Annotated in this window: 19 protein-coding genes; 9 read left to right on the top strand and 10 right to left on the bottom strand. The window is 60.5% G+C overall.

From position 1 onward, the window contains the following. Positions 1–11: 11 nt before the first annotated feature. From folK to thpR, 6 genes are all read right to left on the bottom strand, one after another. Complete coding sequence (folK, locus tag AB6T85_RS10240) at positions 12–488, bottom strand: 2-amino-4-hydroxy-6-hydroxymethyldihydropteridine diphosphokinase (protein WP_301730684.1); 477 nt, start codon at positions 486–488, stop codon at positions 12–14. Further along, positions 485–1,903: a polynucleotide adenylyltransferase PcnB gene (gene pcnB / locus AB6T85_RS10235; RefSeq protein ID WP_253461107.1), complete on the bottom strand. Its 1,419-nt coding sequence runs from the start codon at positions 1,901–1,903 to the stop codon at positions 485–487. The genes folK and pcnB overlap by 4 nt, the downstream gene beginning before the upstream one ends. Positions 1,904–2,041: 138 nt before the next feature. Next, complete coding sequence (gene gluQRS / locus AB6T85_RS10230; RefSeq protein ID WP_369895594.1) at positions 2,042–2,917, bottom strand: tRNA glutamyl-Q(34) synthetase GluQRS; 876 nt, start codon at positions 2,915–2,917, stop codon at positions 2,042–2,044. 53 nt (positions 2,918–2,970) lie between these two features. Beyond that, entirely contained in the window at positions 2,971–3,426 is a 456-nt protein-coding gene (gene dksA / locus AB6T85_RS10225; protein ID WP_125289067.1) for an RNA polymerase-binding protein DksA, read from the bottom strand. Positions 3,427–3,605: 179 nt separating this feature from the next. After that, complete coding sequence (gene sfsA, locus AB6T85_RS10220) at positions 3,606–4,310, bottom strand: DNA/RNA nuclease SfsA (RefSeq protein WP_253455211.1); 705 nt, start codon at positions 4,308–4,310, stop codon at positions 3,606–3,608. Further along, the gene (gene thpR / locus AB6T85_RS10215; RefSeq protein ID WP_253455210.1) at positions 4,307–4,846 is read right to left on the bottom strand and encodes an RNA 2',3'-cyclic phosphodiesterase; all 540 of its coding nucleotides are present in this window, start codon (positions 4,844–4,846) and stop codon (positions 4,307–4,309) included. Before thpR ends, sfsA begins: the two co-directional genes overlap by 4 nt. 68 nt (positions 4,847–4,914) lie before the next feature. On the opposite strand from thpR, the gene hrpB reads away from it, so the two are divergent. From hrpB to fhuB, 7 genes are all read left to right on the top strand, one after another. Beyond that, a complete protein-coding gene (hrpB, locus tag AB6T85_RS10210) occupies positions 4,915–7,350 on the top strand; it encodes an ATP-dependent helicase HrpB (protein ID WP_369895478.1) in 2,436 nt (811 codons plus the stop codon). An 86-nt stretch (positions 7,351–7,436) separates the two neighbouring features. Next, complete coding sequence (gene mrcB / locus AB6T85_RS10205) at positions 7,437–9,944, top strand: bifunctional glycosyl transferase/transpeptidase (RefSeq protein ID WP_369895476.1); 2,508 nt, start codon at positions 7,437–7,439, stop codon at positions 9,942–9,944. A 10-nt stretch (positions 9,945–9,954) separates the two neighbouring features. Then, positions 9,955–10,149 (top strand): hypothetical protein, encoded by a 195-nt coding sequence (locus tag AB6T85_RS10200; protein WP_369895475.1) that lies wholly within the window; start codon positions 9,955–9,957, stop codon positions 10,147–10,149. Positions 10,150–10,218: 69 nt separating this feature from the next. Further along, entirely contained in the window at positions 10,219–12,402 is a 2,184-nt protein-coding gene (gene fhuA, locus AB6T85_RS10195) for a ferrichrome porin FhuA (protein WP_301730682.1), read from the top strand. A gap of 45 nt (positions 12,403–12,447) precedes the next feature. Then, positions 12,448–13,242, top strand: coding sequence for a Fe3+-hydroxamate ABC transporter ATP-binding protein FhuC (fhuC, locus tag AB6T85_RS10190; RefSeq protein WP_301251378.1), 795 nt, complete (start codon positions 12,448–12,450; stop codon positions 13,240–13,242). 10 nt (positions 13,243–13,252) lie between these two features. Further along, on the top strand, positions 13,253–14,134 hold the full coding sequence (gene fhuD, locus AB6T85_RS10185; protein ID WP_253455205.1) for a Fe(3+)-hydroxamate ABC transporter substrate-binding protein FhuD: 882 nt from the start codon (positions 13,253–13,255) through the stop codon (positions 14,132–14,134). After that, positions 14,131–16,104 carry a Fe(3+)-hydroxamate ABC transporter permease FhuB gene (gene fhuB, locus AB6T85_RS10180; RefSeq protein ID WP_369895472.1) on the top strand — a complete coding sequence of 658 codons (1,974 nt, stop codon included), beginning with the start codon at positions 14,131–14,133 and terminating at the stop codon, positions 16,102–16,104. The genes fhuD and fhuB overlap by 4 nt, the downstream gene beginning before the upstream one ends. A 37-nt stretch (positions 16,105–16,141) precedes the next feature. Here fhuB and hemL read toward each other — a convergent pair whose 3' ends face one another. After that, on the bottom strand, positions 16,142–17,425 hold the full coding sequence (hemL, locus tag AB6T85_RS10175) for a glutamate-1-semialdehyde 2,1-aminomutase (RefSeq protein WP_253455203.1): 1,284 nt from the start codon (positions 17,423–17,425) through the stop codon (positions 16,142–16,144). A gap of 169 nt (positions 17,426–17,594) precedes the next feature. Here hemL and clcA point away from each other — a divergent pair, with 169 nt between their 5' ends. Both clcA and erpA read left to right on the top strand, forming a co-directional pair. Further along, a complete protein-coding gene (clcA, locus tag AB6T85_RS10170) occupies positions 17,595–19,028 on the top strand; it encodes a H(+)/Cl(-) exchange transporter ClcA (protein WP_301251374.1) in 1,434 nt (477 codons plus the stop codon). 78 nt (positions 19,029–19,106) lie between these two features. Then, the gene (erpA, locus tag AB6T85_RS10165; RefSeq protein WP_125289078.1) at positions 19,107–19,451 is read left to right on the top strand and encodes an iron-sulfur cluster insertion protein ErpA; all 345 of its coding nucleotides are present in this window, start codon (positions 19,107–19,109) and stop codon (positions 19,449–19,451) included. 35 nt (positions 19,452–19,486) lie between these two features. On the opposite strand, the gene AB6T85_RS10160 is transcribed toward erpA, so the two are convergent. The 3 genes from AB6T85_RS10160 to mtnN all read right to left on the bottom strand — a co-directional run bounded on the left by AB6T85_RS10160 (position 19,487) and on the right by mtnN (position 21,340). Next, on the bottom strand, positions 19,487–19,741 hold the full coding sequence (locus tag AB6T85_RS10160; protein ID WP_253455201.1) for a hypothetical protein: 255 nt from the start codon (positions 19,739–19,741) through the stop codon (positions 19,487–19,489). 137 nt (positions 19,742–19,878) lie between these two features. Beyond that, the gene (gene btuF, locus AB6T85_RS10155) at positions 19,879–20,652 is read right to left on the bottom strand and encodes a vitamin B12 ABC transporter substrate-binding protein BtuF (protein WP_369895469.1); all 774 of its coding nucleotides are present in this window, start codon (positions 20,650–20,652) and stop codon (positions 19,879–19,881) included. Continuing rightward, positions 20,645–21,340, bottom strand: a complete 696-nt coding sequence (mtnN, locus tag AB6T85_RS10150; protein ID WP_253455199.1) for a 5'-methylthioadenosine/S-adenosylhomocysteine nucleosidase — start codon at positions 21,338–21,340, stop codon at positions 20,645–20,647. The genes btuF and mtnN overlap by 8 nt, the downstream gene beginning before the upstream one ends. Positions 21,341–21,358 lie beyond the last annotated feature (18 nt).

Here is a 21,358-nt window from a genome sequence, read left to right as displayed (position 1 = left end):
CGGTAGCCTGGCTACCAGGACTTAATGGCCCGGCAGTCCAGCGTGGCGACCAGCTTTTTAAGCGGCGTGCCGTCCGGCAAAATCAGTTCCGGCGCGATGGCGAGCAGCGGCACCAGCATAAACGCGCGGTTGTGCATATCGTAGTGCGGTACGGTCAGACGCGGCGTGTTAATCGTCAGATCGCCGAACAGCATGATGTCCAGATCCAGCGTGCGCGGGCCCCAGCGTTCATCCTTACGTACGCGTCCCTGTTCCAGCTCAATACGCTGGGTATGGTCAAGCAACGTTTCTGGCGGCAGCGCCGTTTCCAGCAGCACGGCGGCATTAAGATAGTCTGGCTGATCCGGCGGGCCGTAAGGCGGCGTGCGGTAGAAGGGGGAGGTGGCCAGCAGGGTGGTTTGCGGCAGCCCGGCCAGTGCATCAAGCGCGGACTGCACCTGATGCAAAGGATCGGTCAGATTGCTGCCTAAGGCGAGATACGCCCTCATACGTTGCTGCTGTTACCGTCGCGACGAGGGCCAGGCACGCGCTTGCGCGGACGGCGGGTGCGGCGACGCGGCACCGGATCGTCGCCAAGCGTATTCAGCATCGTTTTCTGCTGCGGCGGCGCGGCAACCTGGAACTCGCCCCACCAGGCGGAGAGGCGCAGCAGCTCCTGGTTATTCTCTACTTCGGCGCGCAGCGCCAGCAGGTCGTAAGCGGCGCGGAACTTAGGATGCTCCATCAGCTTCCAGGCGCGCTTGCCGTGGCGGCGGGAAAGGCGCAGCTGCAGCTGCCAGATATCGCGCACCAGCGTGGTAATGCGTTTCGGAATAGCCAGCGAGCGGCACGCTTCATCCAGCACGTCGTTCATCGCCAGCGCGAAAGCGTCATAGTAGGCCAGGCCGCTTTCCTGCGCGATTTTCTGCGCCGCTTCCAGCTGCGGATACCAGAACATCGCCGAGAACAGGAACGCCGGGTTAACGCGCATATCGTTATGAATGCGGTTATCGGTGTTTTTCAGCACCTGCACCACCATGCGTTCCATATTGCTGTCGCCCTGATCCGTAAAGTAGCGGGTGATCAGCGGGAAAAGCGGCTGGAACAGCTGATATTCACGCAGCTGCAAATAGGTCGTGTAGCCATAACCGGCCTGCAACAGCTTCAGCGTCTCTTCAAACAGGCGCGCGGGCGGGATATCGTGCAGCAGCGTTGCCAGTCGAGGGATCGGCTCTGCCGTTTCGGCGGCGATGCTCATATCCAGTTTGGCGGCGAAGCGGATTACGCGCAGCATTCGCACGGGATCTTCACGGTAGCGCGTTTCCGGATCGCCAATCAGGCGGATAATGCCCTGATGCAGGTCGTTCAGGCCGCCGACATAGTCGCGTACGCTGAAGTCGGCCACGCTGTAATACAGGCTGTTGATAGTCAGATCGCGGCGCTGGGCGTCATCTTCAATGGTGCCGAAAATGTTGTCGCGCAGCAGCATACCGTTCTGGCCGCGCTGCGAGCTGTTGCGATCGGACTCCGGCTGTTCCGCTTCGTGATGGCCACGGAAGGTGGCGACCTCAATGATTTCCGGCCCGAACATGACGTGAGCGAGGCGAAAACGGCGGCCGACCAGACGGCAGTTGCGGAACAGCTTACGCATCTGCTCCGGCGTGGCGTTGGTAGTCACGTCGAAATCTTTCGGTTTTTTGCCCAGCAGTAAATCGCGGACGCCGCCACCGACAAGGTAAGCCTCATAGCCCGCTTTATTCAGTCGGTACAATACCTTGAGGGCATTTTCACTGATGTCTTTACGCGAGATAGCGTGCCCGTCACGCGGGATCACGGTTATCTTAGGCGCAACCTGCACCTCGGCTGGCGCCTCGCCTTCGCGGTTCAAAACTTTTCGGCAAAAATTAGCAACTCGGGTAAAAATGGGACACCTCGATAGTGACGTTAAAGCTGGGCGATAAAAAACAGCGGCTAATCATAGCTCAGTGTGGCGCGTTTGAGAATGCTCATCTCGCTTCGCTCTCGTTTTCAGGCCAGAGCGGGCGCGCGTATTCACTTTCTACTAACCATTCTGCAACAGTATATTCTGGCGCGGCACGCGGGTCAGATCCCATGCGGCGACCGCTTTTTCCAGTAAAACAGACGGCATTTCGTCGCGCCATCCTTCGCTGACCGGCTGGCCTAAAAAACGCAGCGCCTGCACCAGCACGGGCCGCGGATCGCCTGCCGGCAGCGGCGGCGCATGATTCTGCTTGGAAAGCTTGTTGCCATCGGCGTTGACCGCCAGCGGCAAATGCAGGTAGCCCGGCACCGGCCAGCCAAAGCGCTGGTACAGCGTTATCTGCCGTACCGTCGGCTCGATCAGGTCGGCGCCTCTGACCACTTCCGTCACGCCCTGAAAATGATCGTCCACCACTACCGCAAGATTATAGGCAAACAGCCCGTCGCGGCGGTGAATAATAAAATCTTCCTGCGCCAGCGCGGCGTCGGCCATCACCTCGCCGCGCAGCGTATCGGTAAACTGCGCTACGGGGCGATCGACGCGCAGACGCAGTGCCGCATTATCCGGGCCGCGTTGTCGCGTGCGGCAGTAGCCGTCGTAAAGGCCGCCGATTTGCCGAATGCGGCTGCGCGTGCAGGTACAGTAATAGCTGTGGCCCTGCTGGTTCAGCCAGGCCAGCGCTTCCCGATAAGCTTCATGGCGCTGCGACTGCCAGAGCACCTCGCCATCCCAGTGCAGGCCATACTGCTCCAGCTGCTGAAGAATGCGCCGCGCCGCGCCGGGCACTTCACGAGGCGGATCGATATCCTCAATGCGCACCAGCCATTTGCCCTGCTGCGCGCGTGCCTGCAAATAGCTGCCAAGCGCGGCTATCAGCGAGCCGAAGTGGAGTTCACCGGAAGGGGATGGGGCGAAGCGCCCGATACAGGATGACATCGGAGAAGAGACAGGCAGTGAAGCAGATGCCTCACTGCACAATCCATTAGCCATTAACCGGCCATTTGTTTTTCGCGGATTTCCGCCAGCGTTTTACAGTCGATGCAAAGATCGGCGGTAGGACGTGCTTCAAGGCGACGGATACCGATTTCAACGCCGCAGGAATCGCAGTAGCCGAAATCGTCATCTTCTACTTTCTTCAGCGTCTTCTCGATCTTTTTGATCAGTTTGCGCTCGCGGTCACGGTTACGCAGTTCAAGACTGAATTCTTCTTCCTGTGCTGCCCGGTCAACCGGATCGGGGAAGTTGGCGGCTTCATCTTGCATATGCGTGACGGTGCGATCAACTTCATCCCGAAGCTGGTTACGCCAGGCTTCAAGGATCTTCTTGAAATGCGCCAGCTGGGCTTCATTCATGTACTCTTCGCCCGGCTTCTCCTGATAGGGTTCCACACCAGCGATGGCGAGAATACTCAGGGACGAGGTTTTACGGGTTTGCCCTTCTTGCATGTTGTTTCTCCTGGATAACACGCACTATCGATCCCCAGAGGGGATAAAAACAGGTCGCTATAAATAGCAGAAGCGATCAAGGTTGGCAATTATTCCTGAACATCCCTTGACAAGGCTGTGAGGAAAAGCGTATCTGACGCGACATAAGACCCTTCATATAACAGTTAATTGCGTCTGAATTACGCATTCACAATCAGTTTCCTCTCTACGACCAGACCTTCAGGCGAGAGGCTCGCTTTACAGGCAAGCACCTCGACCCCGCTTGCGCGCGCCTGAACCATGAGTTCTGCGTAGCGTGCATCAATGTGACGCGCCGGGGTGACGTCCTCAATCCCCGAATGCAGAACGGCAAATAAAAGCACCGCGCGCTCGCCGTTTTCCGCAATCTTCGCCAGTTCGCGCAGATGCTTCTGGCCACGCTCGGTAACCGCATCCGGAAAGTAACCCTTACCCTGTTGTAAGAGCGTCACGGATTTGACTTCAATATAGCAGTTGACGCGATCCTCTGCCTTTAACAGGAAATCAATACGGCTTTTTTCAGCGCCATATTTCACTTCACTTTGTAAATCCGCATAACCGGATAATTCCGGAATCTGCCCGGCCAGCAGCGCTTCTTTTACCAGCATATTGGCGCGCAGCGTATTTACGCAGATCCAGTGTCCCTGCTGGGTTTGTGTCAGTTCCCAGCTGTGCGGATACTTTCTGGTCAGGCTGTCCGACGTGGAGTACCACACCGTATCACCTGGCGTCGCACAGCCGGTCATCGCGCCGGTATTGGCGCAATGCAGCGTCAGTTCGGTGCCGTCTGGCGTGATGACATCGGCCAGAAAGCGCTTATAACGTTTGACCAGCGTGGCCTGGCGCAGCGGCGGCGTAAAATTCATAAACTTTCCTGTTGCAGTTCCCAGCTTGCCAGCGCCCGATAGCGCGTGCGGCCCTGGCTGAACAGCGACTCGAAGAGCGCAAAACGCTCCACGCGAAACTGCCAGCTGAAATTACGCGGCGGCAGCGCGACCGGCTGGAGAGCATTGCGGAATAATGTGACATGCGGATGAAAGGGCAGCGGACTTTGATAACAGCCGCTGCGCGCGGCCTGCGAGCGTAACAGTCCGGCCAGCTGCAGCAGTCCGCGCGGCGCCTGCTTCGGCCCCAGCCAGACCACGCCGGAACGCGGCCAGTGACCGGCGTCGTCCAGCGTCAGGGTAAACGGCGACTGCCTGATACGTCCGGCCATTTGTTGGAGCGCACGCTGCTTTTCCGCGCCGACATCGCCTAAAAAGGCCAGCGTAAGATGCAGGTTAGCCGCCGCTATCGGACGGCCGGTCTCTTCGGCAAAGGTGGCGGCGCGCCACGCAATAACCTCCTGACTGCTGCTGGCCGGTAGCGCGATACCGAAAAACAGTCTTTTTTGCTCGTTCATGGTGCCCTCCGGTATTCCAGAAGCAGGAATGCTACAATGCCCGGCAACTTAAGGCCAGGAGCAGAGACGTGAGTTCATTACCAGTCAGCGCTGTATTACCCGAGCTGTTGGCGGCCCTGCGGGATGCGCCGCAGGTGCTGCTGGCGGCGCCGACCGGCGCGGGAAAATCGACATGGCTGCCGCTGCAGCTTTTGCAGCAGGTCAGCGGGCGTATTTTGCTGCTGGAGCCGCGCAGGCTGGCGGCGCGCAACGTGGCGCAGCGGCTGGCGGAGCAGCTTGGCGAAGCGCCAGGACAGACCGTGGGCTACCGGATGCGGGCGGAAAGCCGCAGCGGGCCGTCCACGCGGCTGGAGGTGATTACGGAAGGCATCCTGACGCGGATGCTACAGCAGGATCCGATGCTGGAAGGCGTTTCGCTGGTGATCCTGGATGAGTTTCACGAGCGCAGCCTGCAGGCCGATCTGGCGCTGGCGCTGCTGCTGGACGTGCAGCAGGGGCTGCGTGAAGATCTGAAAATTCTGCTGATGTCGGCCACGCTGGACAACGCTCGCCTGCAGGCGCTGCTGCCGGATGCGCCATCTGTCCGCTCCGAAGGCCGCTCTTTTCCCGTTGAGCGGCGCTACGCATCCCTGTCCACCAGCCAGCGGTTTGAAGAGGCGGTGGCGCGGCAGGTCAGCGAGCTGCTGCGCGACGAGCCTGGCTCGCTGCTGCTGTTTCTGCCCGGCGTGGGCGAAATCCAGCGGGTGCAGACGCAGCTGGCGCCACTGGTCGCCAGCGATGTCGATCTTTGTCCTTTATATGGCGCGCTGCCGCTGGCGGAGCAGCGTAAAGCTATCCTTCCTGCGCCTGTCGGCCGCCGAAAAGTGGTGCTGGCGACCAATATCGCGGAAACCAGCCTGACTATCGAAGGCATTCGGCTGGTGGTGGACAGCGCGCTGGAGCGGACGGCGCTGTTCGATACGCGCACCGGCCTGACTCGCCTGCAAACGCAGCGCGTCAGCCAGGCTTCGATGATCCAGCGCGCCGGACGCGCGGGTCGTCTGGCGCCGGGGATCTGCCTGCATCTGATCCCTAAAGAGCAGGCGGAACGGGCGGCGGCCCACAGCGACGCGGAAATACTGCAAAGCGATTTAAGCTCGCTGTGGCTGGATCTGCTGCAGTGGGGCTGCCACGACGCAGCGCAGCTCACCTGGCTGGATAAACCGCCCGCCGCCAGCCTGGCCCAGGCGCAGCGGCTGCTGTCGCAGCTTGGTGCCACCACCGATGCCGGACAGCTGACGGCCAAAGGTCGACGCATGGCCGCTTTCGGCAGCGAGCCGCGCCTGGCCGCGATGCTGGTCGAGGCGGGCAACGATGCGGACAGCGCCGCCACGGCGGCGATGCTGGCGGCGATCCTGGAGGAGCCGCCGCGCGGCAGCCTCGATCTGCGGGACGCGCTGCATCGTCCCCAGCCCCACTGGCAGAAACGAGCGAAACAGCTGCAGCAGCGGCTGCGCCTGACCGGCGGCGCGATCGATGCGGCGTTGGCCGCGCCGCTGCTGGCGAGCGCTTTTCCCGATCGTATCGCTCGCCGTCGCGGCATGGAAGGGCGCTATCAGCTGGCTAACGGCATGGGCGCGATGCTCGATCGCGAAGAGGCGTTAATCCGCTATGAATGGCTGCTTGCGCCCGCGCTATTACAGGGCAGCGCGCAGCCGGACGCGCGCATTCTCCAGGCGCTGCCGCTGACGATAGAAACGCTGATCGCCGAGCGGCCGCAGCTTGTCGGGCAGCGGGTAGAGGTTGAATGGCACGACGAGCGCGGCACGCTTTCCGCCTGGCGTCGCGAACAGATTGGCGAGCTGGTGCTGAAATCCCAGCCGCTGAGCAAGCCTGACGAAGCGGTGCTGCACCCGGCGATGCTGCGCTGGATCCGCAGCAAAGGGCTGTCGGTGCTGAACTGGACGCCCGCCGCCGAGCAGCTGCGTGTGCGGCTGGTCTGCGCCGCGCAGTGGCTGCCGGAACAGGCATGGCCCGCCGCCAGCGAGGCCGATCTGCTCGCCACGCTGGAAAAGTGGCTGCTGCCGATGATGAGCGGCGTGCGCGATGCAAAAGGGTTAAAACAGATCGACTGCGTCAACGCGCTATTACAATTGCTCACATGGTCACAGCGCCAGCAGCTGGATACTGTGCTGCCAACTCATTACACTGTGCCCACCGGAAGCCGGCTGCCGATCCGCTACGATGAAGAGAAGCCGCCCGCGCTGGCCGTGCGGCTACAGGAGATGTTCGGCGAAGCGCAAAATCCCTGCGTGGCCGAAGGGCGCATTCCGCTGGTGCTGGAGCTGCTCTCGCCTGCGCAAAGGCCGCTGCAGATCACGCGCGATCTGGCGGGCTTCTGGCAGGGAGCCTGGCGTGAGGTGCAAAAAGAGATGAAAGGGCGCTATCCCAAACATCTCTGGCCCAACGATCCGGCCAGCGCGCTGCCGACGCGGCGCACCAAAAAGTATTCCGCACCTTCCTGATCGGGTTTCAGAAGGTTCCCGTTCCACCGTAGTTGATGTCAGTGCATAGTCGGCCCGCCGACGGCGGCTCTGGAGAAAAGAAACGAATGTCAGACGATCGCGAACCTATTGGGCGTAAAGGTAAACAGCCCAACCCCCCGCGCAAAAAGGCGGGCCGGGGTCGCCGCAGGGAAGTCGATAATATTGATTTTCAGGATGATGACCATAATAACGAGGAGATAGTACCCGTGCCACGTAAAGGAAAAGGACGGCCGCCGCGTAAAAGAGGCTGGCTGAGCTTAATGATTAAGCTGCTGCTGGTATTTATTGTACTGATGGCGGTCTACGGGGTGTACCTGGATTCGCAGATCCGCAGCCGTATCGACGGCAAAGTCTGGCAGCTGCCCGCCACGGTGTATGGCCGCATGGTCAATCTTGAGCCGGGCATGGCCTACAATAAAAAAGAGATGATCGCGCTGCTCGAAGGCACGCAGTACCGCGAGGTGACGCGCATGACGCGGCCTGGCGAGTTTACCGTGCAGGGCAACAGCATTGAGATGATTCGCCGCCCGTTTGACTTCCCGGACAGCAAGGAAGGGCAAATCCGCGCGCGGCTGAGCTTTGACAACGACTCGCTGACCGAGATCAAAAACCTCGACAGCGGCCGCGACTTCGGCTTCTTCCGTCTCGACCCTCGTTTGATCACTATGCTGCAATCACCAAACGGCGAGCAGCGCCTGTTTGTGCCGCGTGCGGGCTTCCCGGATCTGCTGGTCGATACGCTGGTGGCTACCGAAGACCGCCATTTCTACGAGCACGACGGCATCAGCCTGTACTCTATCGGCCGCGCCTTCCTGGCGAATATCACGGCAGGAAAAGCGGTGCAGGGCGGCAGTACGCTGACCCAGCAGCTGGTGAAAAACCTCTTCCTGACCAACAAACGTTCGCTGTGGCGCAAGGCTAACGAAGCCTATATGGCGCTGATTATGGACGCGCGCTACAGCAAAGATCGCATTCTGGAGCTTTACCTGAATGAGGTTTATCTGGGCCAGGCGGGCAACGATCAGATCCGCGGCTTCCCGCTGGCGAGCCTCTACTACTTTGGCCGTCCGGTGGACGAGCTGAGTCTGGATCAGCAGGCGCTGCTGGTGGGCATGGTGAAGGGCGCGTCGCTCTATAACCCGTGGCGCAATCCGAAGCTGGCGCTGGAGCGCCGCAACCTGGTGCTGCGTCTGCTGCAGCAGCAGAAAGTGATCGACCAGGAGTTGTACGACATGCTCAGCGCCCGTCCGCTTGGCGTACAGCCGAAAGGCGGCGTGATCACGCCACAGCCTGCGTTTATGCAGATGGTGCGCAACGAGCTACAGGCGAAGCTGGGCGATAAGATCAAAGATCTTTCCGGCGTGAAAATTTTCACCACGCTGGATTCTGTTTCGCAGGATGCGGCAGAAAAAGCTGTGGAAGAAGGGATGCCGACGCTGCGTAAACAGCGCAACCTGAAGGATCTGGAAACCGCGATGGTGATCGTCGATCGCTTCAGCGGCGAAGTTCGCGCCATGGTTGGCGGCGCCGATCCGCAGTTTGCGGGCTATAACCGTGCGCTACAGGCGCGCCGGTCGATTGGTTCTCTGGCTAAGCCAGCCACCTATCTGACCGCGCTGAGCCAGCCGGATAGCTATCGCCTGAATACCTGGATTGCCGATAATCCGATCGCGCTGAAGCAACCAAACGGTCAGGTCTGGAAGCCGCAGAATGATGACCGCCGCTTCAGCGGTCAGGTGATGCTGGTAGATGCGCTGGCGCACTCCATGAACGTGCCAACGGTGAACCTGGGCATGACGCTGGGCCTGCCGCAGGTGGTGGATACCTGGAGCAAACTCGGCGTGCCGAAGGCTGAACTCCAGCCGGTGCCGGCTATGCTGCTGGGCGCGCTGAACCTGACGCCGGTCGAAGTGGCGCAGGCGTTCCAGACTATCGCCAGCGGCGGCGATCGCGCGCAGCTTTCCGCGCTGCGTTCGGTCATTGCCGAAGACGGCACCGTGCTTTATCAGAGCTTCCCGCAGGCGGAGCGCACCATTCCGGCCCAGGCCGCCTACCTGACGCTTTACGCGATGCAGCAGGTCGCGCAAGAGGGCACGGCCCGTGCGTTAGGCTCGCGCTATCCGAAGGCGCACCTGGCGGCGAAAACCGGCACCACCAACAACCTGATCGACAGCTGGTTCGCGGGCGTGGACGGCAAAGAAGTGGCGATCACCTGGATTGGCCGCGACAATAACCAGAGCACCAAACTGTACGGCGCCAGCGGCGCGATGCAGATCTACCGTCGCTATCTGGACAACCAGGCGCCGATGCCGCTGATGCCGACGCCGCCGGAAGATATCGCGCCGATGAACGTGGATTCAGCCGGTAACTTTGTCTGCGGCACGGGCAGCAGCAGCTGGCGGACGCTGCCGGTCTGGACCACCGATGCCGACGCGCTCTGTCAGCAGCAGCAGCAAATCCAGCAGCAGCAAATGCAACAGCAGCAGGAGCAGCAGCCTGCTCAACAGCCGCAAAACGAGCAGAAGGATGCGGACGGCGTGGCGGGTTGGATCAAGGATATGTTCGGTAAATAACTGAAAACAGGTGGAAAGCCGGTTCTTAACGAGCCGGCTTTTTTTTGCCTTTTTGGCGGCGGCGGCAGAAAAAGTAAACCGGCAAAAAGAGGCTTTTCAGCGCGACGGCATGACAACGGCTTTATTTTCCCTGCTTTATGCTGGCCTGAACTCCGCCGGATTCGCGCTAAAAGCGCCCGATTTTTTCTTGCGAAAGCGCCGGTAATTCGCCTATTATCCTGTCGTTATAATAATAATTCTCGTTTACATTCTACTTTTCATCAGAGAACGCTAAATGGCTATTTCATCTTTGAAATCATCCGCTTTGCCGGTAAGCCGACTGGCCTGCCTTGTTGCCGTCGCGCTTTCCTCCTCTGCTTTCGCCGCCAGCGAACAGACTATTACCGTCAGCGCCAACGCCGATGCCGCCAGCGAAAATGCCTGGGGCCCGGCACCGACCATCGCCGCTAAACGCAGCGCCACCGGTACCAAAACCGATACGCCGATTGAAAAAAATCCGCAGTCCGTTTCGGTGGTGACCAGCGACGAAATCGAGATGCGCAACGTCAGCACGGTTAAGGAAGCCTTTAACTATGCGCCCGGCGTAATGACCGGCAACCGCGGCAGCTCGCAGGTTATCGACGCGCTGTCCATCCGCGGCTTCAGCGAAACCAACACCAATCAGTATCTGGACGGCCTGAAGCTCCAGGGCGATAACTACTCCGAATTCGCTATCGATCCTTATTTTCTGGAGCGCGCGGAGCTGCTGCGCGGGCCGGCATCCGTGCTTTACGGCAAGAGCAACCCGGGCGGCGTAGTTGCGCTGGTCAGCAAGCGTCCGACCACGGAAACGCTGCGCGAAGTGCAGTTCCAGATGGGCTCGGATAACCTGTTTTCCACCGGCTTTGATTTCGGCGGCGCGCTGGATGACGGCGGCGTTTACTCCTGGCGCCTGACCGGCCTGGCGCGCAGTCAGGACGCGCAGCAGGATATGCAGAAAGAGAAGCGCTATACCGTGGCGCCTTCTTTCAGCTGGCAGCCCGACGCCAACACCAACTTCACGCTGTTAACCTATTTCCAGAACGAGCCGGAAACGGGCTACTACGGCTGGCTGCCGCGTCAGGGTACCGTGGTGCCGATCGTCGATGCCAACGGCCGGCAGCACAAGTTGGGCACCGATTTTGACGAAGGCGAGGCGAGCAACAAGATCTCCCGCAACACCAAAATGGTGGGCTATAACTTCTCGCACAGCTTTAACGATACCTGGACCGTGCGGCAAAACCTGCGCTACGCCGATCTGCGCACCGACTATCGCAGCATTTACGGCAACGGTTTCGACAGCGCCAGCAGTGCCATTACCCGCGCTTACGCCGGTTCTGAAGAAGAGCTGAACCAGTTTGCCGTCGATAGCCAGGCGCAGGCGAAATTCGCTACGGGCGCGCTGGATCATACGCTGCTGCTGGGCGTCGACTATCAACGTACCCGCAACGATATCAACGCCGGATTCGGTACCGCTTCCCCGCTGAGCGCGCTGGATCCGCAGTACGGCAACGACAGCACCACGATCACCTTCCCGTATCACTATCTGAACAAGCAGGAGCAGACCGGCCTGTACGCGCAGGATCAGATGGAGTGGGACCGCTGGGTCATGACGCTGGGCGCGCGCTACGATTACGCGATGACCTCGGCGTTTAACCGCGACGCTAATGCGCTGGCGAAAAACCACGACCAGGCCTTCACCTGGCGCGGCGGCCTGAACTATGTCTTTGATAACGGCGTGGCGCCTTATTTCAGCTACAGCGAATCCTTTATTCCGACTGCCGGAACCTCCGCTGAAGGGCAGCCGTTCGATCCGTCACGCGCTAAGCAGTACGAGGCCGGCGTAAAATACGTGCCGAAGGACCGTCCGATCGTCATCACCGGCGCGCTCTATCAGCTGACTAAAACGAAAAACCTGACGGCGAATCCCGATTCTGAGTTCGCCAATTTCAGCGTGCAAAGCGGCGAAATCCGTTCGCGCGGCGTCGAGCTGGAAGCGAAGGCGGCGGTCAATGCCAACGTTAACGTTATCGCCTCTTACACCTATACCGACGCGGAATATACGCACGATACGCAGCTGAAAGGCAGAACGCCGGTGCAGGTGCCGAAACATATGGCGTCGCTGTGGGCCGATTATACCTTCCACGAAACGGCGCTTTCCGGCCTGACCGTGGGAAGCGGCGTACGCTATGTCGGTGAGAGCAAAGGCCTGTACAGCACCGGCCCTGATACTAATCAGAACTTCAACGTGGCGGCGTACACCACCGTCGATGCCGTGGTGAAGTACGATCTGGGGCGTTTTGGTCTGCCAGGCTCGTCGATTGGCGTCAACGTCAACAACCTCTTCGATCGGGATTATGTCGCCAGCTGCTATCGCGACTACGCCTGCTACTGGGGCGCCGAACGTCAGATCGTCGGCACCGCCACTTTCCGTTTCTAACCAAACCGGGCGCGGTTCGCCGCGCCCGTCAGGCAGAAAATTGTTATGCATTCTCCGCACCTGACCGACAGCACCTTCTCGCTGCATCAAACTTCATTTGCCGTTCCGGGCCGCATCCTGCTCCAGCCGCTGTCGCTGACCTTTCCCGCCGGAAAAGTCTGCGGGCTGATTGGGCATAATGGCTCCGGCAAATCCACGCTGTTAAAGCTGTTGGGGCGCCATCACGCCGCGACCGGCGGCGAAGTGCGGCTCAATGATAAAGCGCTGGCGCAGTGGCCCGCTAAGCGCTTTGCCCGTGAGGTCGCCTATCTGCCGCAGCAGCTTCCCGCCGCCGAGGGCATGACGGTGCGGGAGCTGGTCTCGATGGGGCGCTATCCCTGGCACGGCGCGCTGGGCCGCTTCGGCAGCGAAGATCGCGATCGCGTCGATGAAGCCATTGCGCTGGTGGGCCTGAAACCTTTCGCCTCGCGTCTGGTGGACAGCCTCTCCGGCGGCGAGCGGCAGCGCGCCTGGATTGCGATGCTGGTGGCGCAGAACAGCCGCTGCCTGCTGCTGGATGAACCGACTTCCGCGCTGGATATCGCTCATCAGGTCGAGGTGCTGGCGCTTATCCAGCGGCTCAGCCATGAGCGGGGGCTGACCGTGATCGCCGTGCTGCACGATATCAATATGGCCGCCCGCTACTGTGACCACCTGGTCGCCTTGCGCAACGGCGGGATGATTGCGCAGGGTGATGCCGACGCGATTATGCAGCCGGAGGTGCTCCAGGCCATTTACGGTATCCCAATGGGCATTCTGCCGCACCCGGACGGCGGCACGCCGGTAAGTTTTGTTTACTAAAGGAATCTCCATGCCGGATTTTTATCGCCGCCGCCTGCTGATGGCGATGGCGCTTGCGCCTTTGCTGCCCGCCTTCGGCAGCCGTGCCGCGTCGGGCATTGACGCAGCGCGCATTGTGTCGCTGGAGTGGCTGCCGACGGAACTGCTGCTGGCGCTTGGCGTCGCGCCGATGGGCGTAGCCGAAATGTATAACTACCAGCTTTGGGTCGGCGAGCCAAAGCTGCCTGCCTCAACGGTGGATCTGGGCCTGCGCACCGAACCCAATCTTGAGCTGATGATGCAGATGCGGCCTTCGCTCATTCTTTACTCTTCCGGCTATGGGCCATCCAACGACAAATTTGAGAAAATCGCGCCCGCGATGGGCTTCGCCTTCAACGACGCCAGCGGCAAACCGCTGACCGTGGCGCGGCAGTCGCTGATGCAGCTGGCCGACCGTCTCGATCGCGTGCCGCAGGCGCAGCGTCATCTGGCACAGTTCGACGCCTTTATCGCCGCCGCCAGAAAGCGCGTTGCCGGTCGAAAGCGGCGTCCGGTGCTGCTGATGTCGCTGCTGGATGCGCGTCATGCGCTGGTTTTCGGCAAGGGCAGCCTGTTTCTGGAAGTGATGAACGAGCTGGGGCTGGAAAACGCCTGGCAGGGCGAAACCAATTTCTGGGGAAGCGCGGTGATCGGGCTGGAAAGACTGGCGACGCTAAAAGACGTCGAGGCGATCTGTTTTGCGCATGGCGACGATAATTTAATGCAGCAGGTCAGCGCGACGCCGCTCTGGCAGGCGATGGATTTTGTCCGGCAGCAGCGCTTTCGCCGCGTGCCGCAGGTCTGGTTCTATGGCGCAACGCTTTCTGCGATGCGTTTTTGCCAGTCGCTGGATCGGGCGCTGGAGCCGCTATGAAAAATGCCGCGCGTTTTCCCGTGTTCTTATTAACGCTGCTGTTCGCGCTGGCGCTGGGCCTGACCGGCTATAACTTCAGCCAGCATCTTGCGCCGTCGCTGTGGTTCAGCGCGATAAAAGCCGCCAGTCCCGAAAGCGTCAGCCAGATGGTGTTTCACTACAGCCTGCTGCCGAGGCTGGCGCTGTCGCTGCTGGTGGGCGCCGGGCTGGGGCTGGTGGGCCTGCTCTTCCAGCAGGTGCTGCGCAATCCATTAGCAGAGCCAACCACGCTTGGGGTCGCCACCGGCGCGCAGCTTGGCCTGACCATTGCTGCGCTCTGGAGCCTGCCGCTATTTGGCCAGCAGTTTGCCGCTATGCTCGGCGCGCTGGCCATCGGGCTGATTGTGTTTGGCATCGCCTGGGGGAAGCGGCTTTCTCCGGTGACGCTGATCCTGGCCGGCCTGGTGATGTCGCTCTATTGTGGCGCGGTCAATCAGCTTATCGGCCTGTTTAATCACGACAGGCTGCAGAATATCTTTTTATGGGGAACCGGCTCGCTGAACCAGATGGACTGGGGCAACGTCGAATTCCTGTGGCCGAAGCTGCTGACGGGCTTTGTGCTGGCGCTGCTGTTGCGCAGGCCGATGACGCTGATGGGGCTGGACGACGGCGTGGCGAAGAATCTGGGGCTGGGGCTGTCGCTGGCCCGCTTAAGCGTGCTGGCGCTGGCTATCGTGCTCAGCGCGCAGCTGGTAAACGCGGCGGGCGTGATCGGCTTTATCGGCCTTTTTGCGCCGCTGCTGGCAAAAATGCTGGGTGCAAGACGGCTGCTCAGCCGGATGCTGCTGGCGCCGTTTATCGGCATGTTGCTGCTGTGGCTGGCCGATCAGAGCGTGATCTGGCTGACCGATCGCTGGCAGGAAATTTCGACCGGTACGGCAACCGCGATTATTGGCGCACCGCTGCTGCTGTGGTTACTGCCGCGCCTGCGTACCGCTTCCGCGCCGCCCGCGCTGGATCGGGGCGATCGCGTGCCGGTCGAGCGCCACGGCCTGCTGTTGTGGTGTCTGGGCGGCGTGGCGCTGCTGTTGGCGCTGGGCGCCGTGGCGCTCAGCTTCGGGCGCGGCGCTGACGGCTGGACGTGGGCAAGCGGCGAACTGTGGCAGCAATTGTTGCCCTGGCGAATGCCAAGACTGGCGGCGGCGCTGGCGACGGGCATGATGCTGGGCGCGGCTGGCTGCCTGGTGCAGCGCCTGACCGGCAATCCGATGGCCAGCCCGGAAGTGCTGGGCATCAGCTCCGGCGCCGCCTTTGGCGTGGTGATTATGTTGTTTCTGGTGCCCGGCGACGCCTTCGGCTGGCTGCTGCCTGCGGGCAGCCTGGGCGCGGCAATCACGCTGCTGATTATTACCTTTGTGGGCGGGCGCGGCGGCTTTTCGCCCGAACGTATGCTGCTGGCGGGCATGGCGCTGAGTACCGCCTTTGCCACCCTGCTGCTGCTGCTGATGGCCAGCGGCGATCCGCGTATGGCCGGGCTGATGACGTGGATTTCCGGCTCGACCTATAGCGTGAGCGGCGAGCAGGCGATCAGGACGATAATCGTGGCGGCCGTGCTGCTGGCGCTGACGCCGCTGTGCCGTCGCTGGCTGACGCTGTTGCCGTTAGGCGGCGAAACGGCCCGCTCGCTGGGCGTGGCGCTGAAAACCTCGCGGATGGCGCTGCTGCTGCTGGCGGCCGCGCTGACGGCGGCGGCCACGCTGACCATCGGGCCGCTGAGCTTTGTCGGGCTGATGGCGCCGCATATCGCAAGGATGCTGGGTTTCCGGCGGGCGCTGCCGCAGCTGCTTATCGCCAGTCTGCTTGGCGGCGGTCTGATGATGATAGCGGACTGGTGCGGACGGATGGTGGCCTTTCCGGCGCAGGTGCCGGCGGGACTGCTGGCGACCTTTATCGGCGCGCCTTACTTCGTTTATCTGCTGCGGAAGGTGTGAAGGAAAGGGCAGCGCCTGGTGCGCTGCCCGACTACCGTTACGCCAGCTTAGCGAAGCTGCGGCGTGCGGCGTCCACCGTGCGCTGAATATCTTCCTGGCTGTGCGCCAGCGACATAAAGCCCGCTTCAAAAGCGGAAGGGGCGAGGTAAACGCCTTCTTCCAGCATCAGGTGGAAGAACTTCTTAAAGCGCTCCACGTCGCACTGGGTCACGTCCTGATAGCTGGTGACCTGGTCGGCTGCGGTAAAGAACAGCCCGAACATGCCGCCAACGTGGTTAACCACCAGCGGAATGTTGGTTTCTTCTGCCGCCTGCAGCAGGCCTTCCGCCAGGCGGGTGGTGAGGTCGGTCAGCGTGGCGTGCGTGCCGGGCTTCGCAATCTCGCTCAGGCAGGCAAAACCGGCTGCCATCGCAATCGGGTTGCCGGAAAGGGTACCCGCCTGATAAACCGGCCCCGTCGGCGCCAGCGCTTCCATTACTTCGCGACGGCCGCCAAACGCGCCGACCGGCATTCCACCGCCGATGATTTTGCCCAGGCAGGTTAAATCCGGCACCACGCCGTAATGCGCCTGCGCGCCAGCCAGCGCCACGCGGAAGCCGGTCATCACTTCATCGATAATCAGCAGCGCGCCAAATTCGTCGCAGAGCGCGCGCAGGCCTGGCAAAAATTCCGGCAGCGGCGGGATGCAGTTCATATTGCCCGCGACCGGCTCGACGATGATGCACGCGATTTCATGCGGATACTGCTCAAAAGCGGCGCGCACGGAATCCAGATCGTTATAGGTGCAGGTCAGCGTGTGCTTAGCAAAATCGGCCGGAACGCCCGGTGAATTCGGCTGGCCGAGGGTCAGCGCGCCTGAACCGGCTTTCACCAGCAGGTGATCGGCGTGGCCATGGTAGCAGCCTTCAAATTTGATAATTTTGTCGCGATGGGTAAAACCGCGAGCCAGGCGAATGGCGCTCATTGTTGCTTCGGTGCCGGAGTTCACCATCCGCACCATGTCCATCGTCGGTACCAGTTCGGTCACCAGCTCGGCCATTTTGACTTCCATCTCGGTCGGCGCGCCAAAGCTCAGGCCGCGCTCTACGGCTTCGATAACCGCGTTACGGATGGCAGGATGGTTATGGCCCAACACCATCGGTCCCCAGGAGCCGACGTAATCGATATAGGCTTTGCCGTCGGCGTCGTAAAGATAAGCGCCGTTAGCGCGTTCAATAAAGAGCGGTACGCCGCCAACGCCGGTGAAGGCGCGTACCGGCGAGTTGACGCCGCCGGGAATAACTTGCTGTGCCTGAGCATACAGATTTTCAGACTTACTCATGGTTCCGCTCCTGAGGATGCATTAAGAAAAACCCCGCCATTCTAAGGGAACAGACGGTCGGGTTGAAAGGCCGCTGGCGCTTTTGACACGAAAGGATCAGCTTTTCCTGGCGACAGCCGCGACGGGATGAGTAAAATATCAGCTTCGCCTGAACTGATACGAATGGACTATGCAGCAGACAACCTCTTCGTCCGACCAGTTACACGTGGTGCCAGCCCGACGCGGCGACTTTCTCCGCCTGCTATTAAGACGCGATAAAACGCCGGTCGTGGTGTTAATTATGGCAGGCATTGTCGGCCTGCTGGCCGGACTGGTAGGCGTCGCCTTCGAAAAAGCGGTGCATAGCGTCAGCCACTGGCGGTTGGCAATGCTGGCAGACGTTGAACAACACTGGATCCTGCTGTTTCCGCTGGCGTTTATCCTTTCCGCACTGCTGGCCGTCGTGGGGTACTATCTGGTGCGCCGCTTTGCGCCGGAAGCCTCAGGCTCCGGTATTCCGGAAATCGAAGGCGCGCTGGAAGAGCTGCGGCCGGTGCGCTGGTGGCGGGTAATCCCCGTTAAATTTATCGGCGGCATGGGAACGCTGGGCGCGGGCATGGTGCTGGGACGCGAAGGGCCGACGGTGCAGCTGGGCGGCAACATCGGCCGCATGGTGCTGGATATTTTCCGCCTGAAAAGCGCCGAGGCCCGCCACTCTTTGCTGGCTACCGGTGCGGCTGCCGGGCTTTCAGCCGCGTTTAACGCGCCGCTGGCGGGCATTCTGTTTATCATCGAAGAGATGCGTTTGCAGTTTCGCTACAGCGTTATCTCTATCAAGGCCGTGTTTATCGGCGTCATTATGTCCAGCATCGTGTTCCGCATTTTCAACGGCGAACACGCGGTGATCGCCGTCGGTAAACTTTCCAACTCGCCGGTCAACACGCTCTGGCTCTATCTGCTGCTGGGCATGATTTTCGGCATCGTTGGCGTAGCGTTTAACGCGCTGATTTTTAAAACGCAGGATATGTTTCAGCGCCTCCACGGCGGCAACCTGAAAAAAATTCTGATTATCGGCGCCGTGCTGGGTGGCGTTTGCGGCGTGCTGGGCGTCATCGAGCCGGAGGCTGCAGGCGGCGGCTTTGAGCTGATCCCCATTGCGGCGGCCGGTCATTATACCGTGGGCACGCTGCTGTTTATTTTTATCGCCCGCATGGCGACAACGCTGCTCTGTTTTGGCTCCGGCGCGCCGGGCGGTATTTTCGCGCCGATGCTGGCGCTGGGCACGCTGCTGGGCACCGCGTTCGGCATGGCCAGCGCCTCGCTGTTTCCTGCTTATCAGCTGGAAGTCGGTACTTTTGCCATTGCGGGCATGGGCGCGCTGTTCGCCGCTTCGGTCAGGGCGCCGCTCACCGGCATCGTGCTGGTACTGGAAATGACCGATAATTATCAGCTTATTCTGCCGATGATTATCACCTGTCTTGGGGCAACCTTACTGGCGCAGTTTCTCGGCGGCAAACCGCTTTACTCCTCGCTGCTGGCGCGCACGCTGGAAAAACAGCAGCAGGCCGATGACGCGGTAGCAGCGGCTGCTAACACCACAACCGACAAACAGGCGCATACTTGATTGCTATACTGGTGTGTAAGATAATGGTGCGATTAATGGTCGAATTCTGACCGGCCCGAGTGCCTGATGGAGTATGAAATGAGTGAAGATGTAGCTCTGCCCCTGCAGTTTACCGAAGCAGCGGCCAGTAAAGTTAAAAACCTGATCTCAGATGAAGAGAATCCCGATCTGAAACTGCGTGTCTATATTACCGGCGGCGGTTGCAGCGGTTTCCAGTACGGCTTCACCTTTGACGATAAGGTCAACGATGGCGATATGACGATTGAAAAATCGGGCGTGGCGCTGGTGGTGGATCCTATGAGCCTGCAGTATCTGGTTGGCGGCTCGGTGGACTATACCGAAGGGCTGGAAGGCTCGCGTTTTATCGTGACTAACCCGAACGCCAAAACCACCTGCGGCTGCGGTTCTTCTTTCAGTATCTGAATAAAAAACCCCGACGTTGCCGCCGGGGTTTTCGCTTACCATTCTACAGTGACCAGTTTCGACGTCTGGCGCGTTTCGCGGTTAGACGAAATCGCCGTCTGCGTGACTTTCGGCTGTGCGGCTCTTTGTTGGCCGCAGTCCACTGCAGGTGTTCTTGCTGTGATAGTACTCTGCCCGTCAATGTGACATTGGGAGTAAATGGTCAGCCTGACGCCAATGCTGCCGGTAATGGAAGCAGCAGCCGCCTGACCTGCCATCATCAGGCCTAAGGCCATATAAACGGCTTTCATTGCTGTAGTTTCCTGGTGTAAAAGGGCAAAAGCCCTGAAATGCCGGGCGGCGCTTATAATAGCCTTGCCGCCTCGTAATTAGGTTAACGACCATCTTCGTTGAAACTTTAACCGACTTTAGTACAGGGTCTGCCGTCTCAGGGCTGCAACTGACTGCACAATGCCCGTGCTGCCTGAAGAATGCGCGGGCCGGGCCGGCTGAGCCAGTCATCATTTATTACAATTACCTGCGCGTTGAGCTGTGGCCGCCAGAAGGCGCTGACGGCGGCGGCGTCACCTCCCGTCACGATGGCCTGCGGATGCCGCATTAAAACCTGCTCGCGGCTGACCTGAGGCCAGGCGACGCGGCTGTCGGCAAAGATGTTTTCGCCGCCGCACAGCTGTACGATTTCGTTTTGCAGCGTATTACGCGAGGCGGTGAAAAGCGGCCGCTGACCAAACTGTAAAAACACCGACACTTTGCGTGCGTGCTGATAGCGCCTCTGCAGATCATCCCACTGCTGCTGTAGCGCCGTCGCCTGCCTGTCAGCCTGTTCCGGGTGCGGACTGAAGGCTTTAAGATCGCGCACGGCGGCAATCATCTCGCCAATCGTGACTGGTGCCAGCCACACCACCTTAATGCCGAAGGCTGCCAGCTGATCGACCTGTCGCTGCGGATTTCCCTCGCGCCAGGCAAGCACCACGTCCGGTTTCAGGTTGATGATGCGTTCAACGTTAATTCCCTGCCAGTTCGCCACCTGTTCGATAGCGGCGGCAGCGGGGGGATAGTCGGAATAAGCGCTGACGGCGACAGGCGTGATGCCTGCGGCAAAAGCCAGTTCGGTCAGGTTTGGCGCAAGGGTGATAACGCGGGGCGTGGCGGCTGCCGCTCCGTAACAGAGCAGCAGCAACAGGGCGAAAAGCTTAGCCACGAAGGTGGGTCAGCAGCGTTTCCACCAGCAGTGAGGACTGCTTAGCGGCAACGGTCAGGAACTCGTCAAAGCTCAGATGCGACTCCTGGTCGGCCACGTCGGAAATGGCTCGCACCACTACGAACGGCGTGCCGAACTGGTGGCAAACGTGAGCGATAGCGGTCGCTTCCATCTCTACGCCTACGGCCTGCGGGAAAGTCGTACGAATGCGCGCCAGCGGTTCGGCACCGTTAATAAAGGCATCGCCGCTCACGACCAGGCCGCGTACGGCGTTCAGGCCAAGCTTAGCGATGCAGCTTTCCGCCGCGGCAATCAGTTTATCATCGGCCGTAAAGGCTGCCGGACAGCCTGCCATCTGGCCTGGCTCGTAGCCGAAAGCGGTGACGTCGGCATCGTGATAGCGCACCTCGTCGGATACCACGATATCGCCGACCTTCAGCGTGGAGGCCAAACCGCCTGCGGAACCGGTATTAATCACAAAATCCGGTTTGCACAGCTCCAGCAGCAGCGTGGTGCCCATCGCCGCAGAAACTTTGCCGATACCCGATTTCAGCAAGGCAACCTCAACGCCGTTCAGCGTGCCGGTATAGATCTCGCAACCGGCCAGCGCGATAGTCTGACGGTTTTCAATTTTATCGCGCAGCAGGGTTACTTCCTGCTCCATCGCGCCAATAATGCCTGCTTTCATAGGAATGCTCGCTATTGT

Source organism: Erwinia aeris (genome assembly GCF_041224955.1).
In the GTDB taxonomy this organism is placed as follows: domain Bacteria; phylum Pseudomonadota; class Gammaproteobacteria; order Enterobacterales; family Enterobacteriaceae; genus Erwinia; species Erwinia aeris.
Note: the sequence above shows the minus strand (reverse complement) of the source record. Positions and strands in the feature narration are given on the sequence as shown.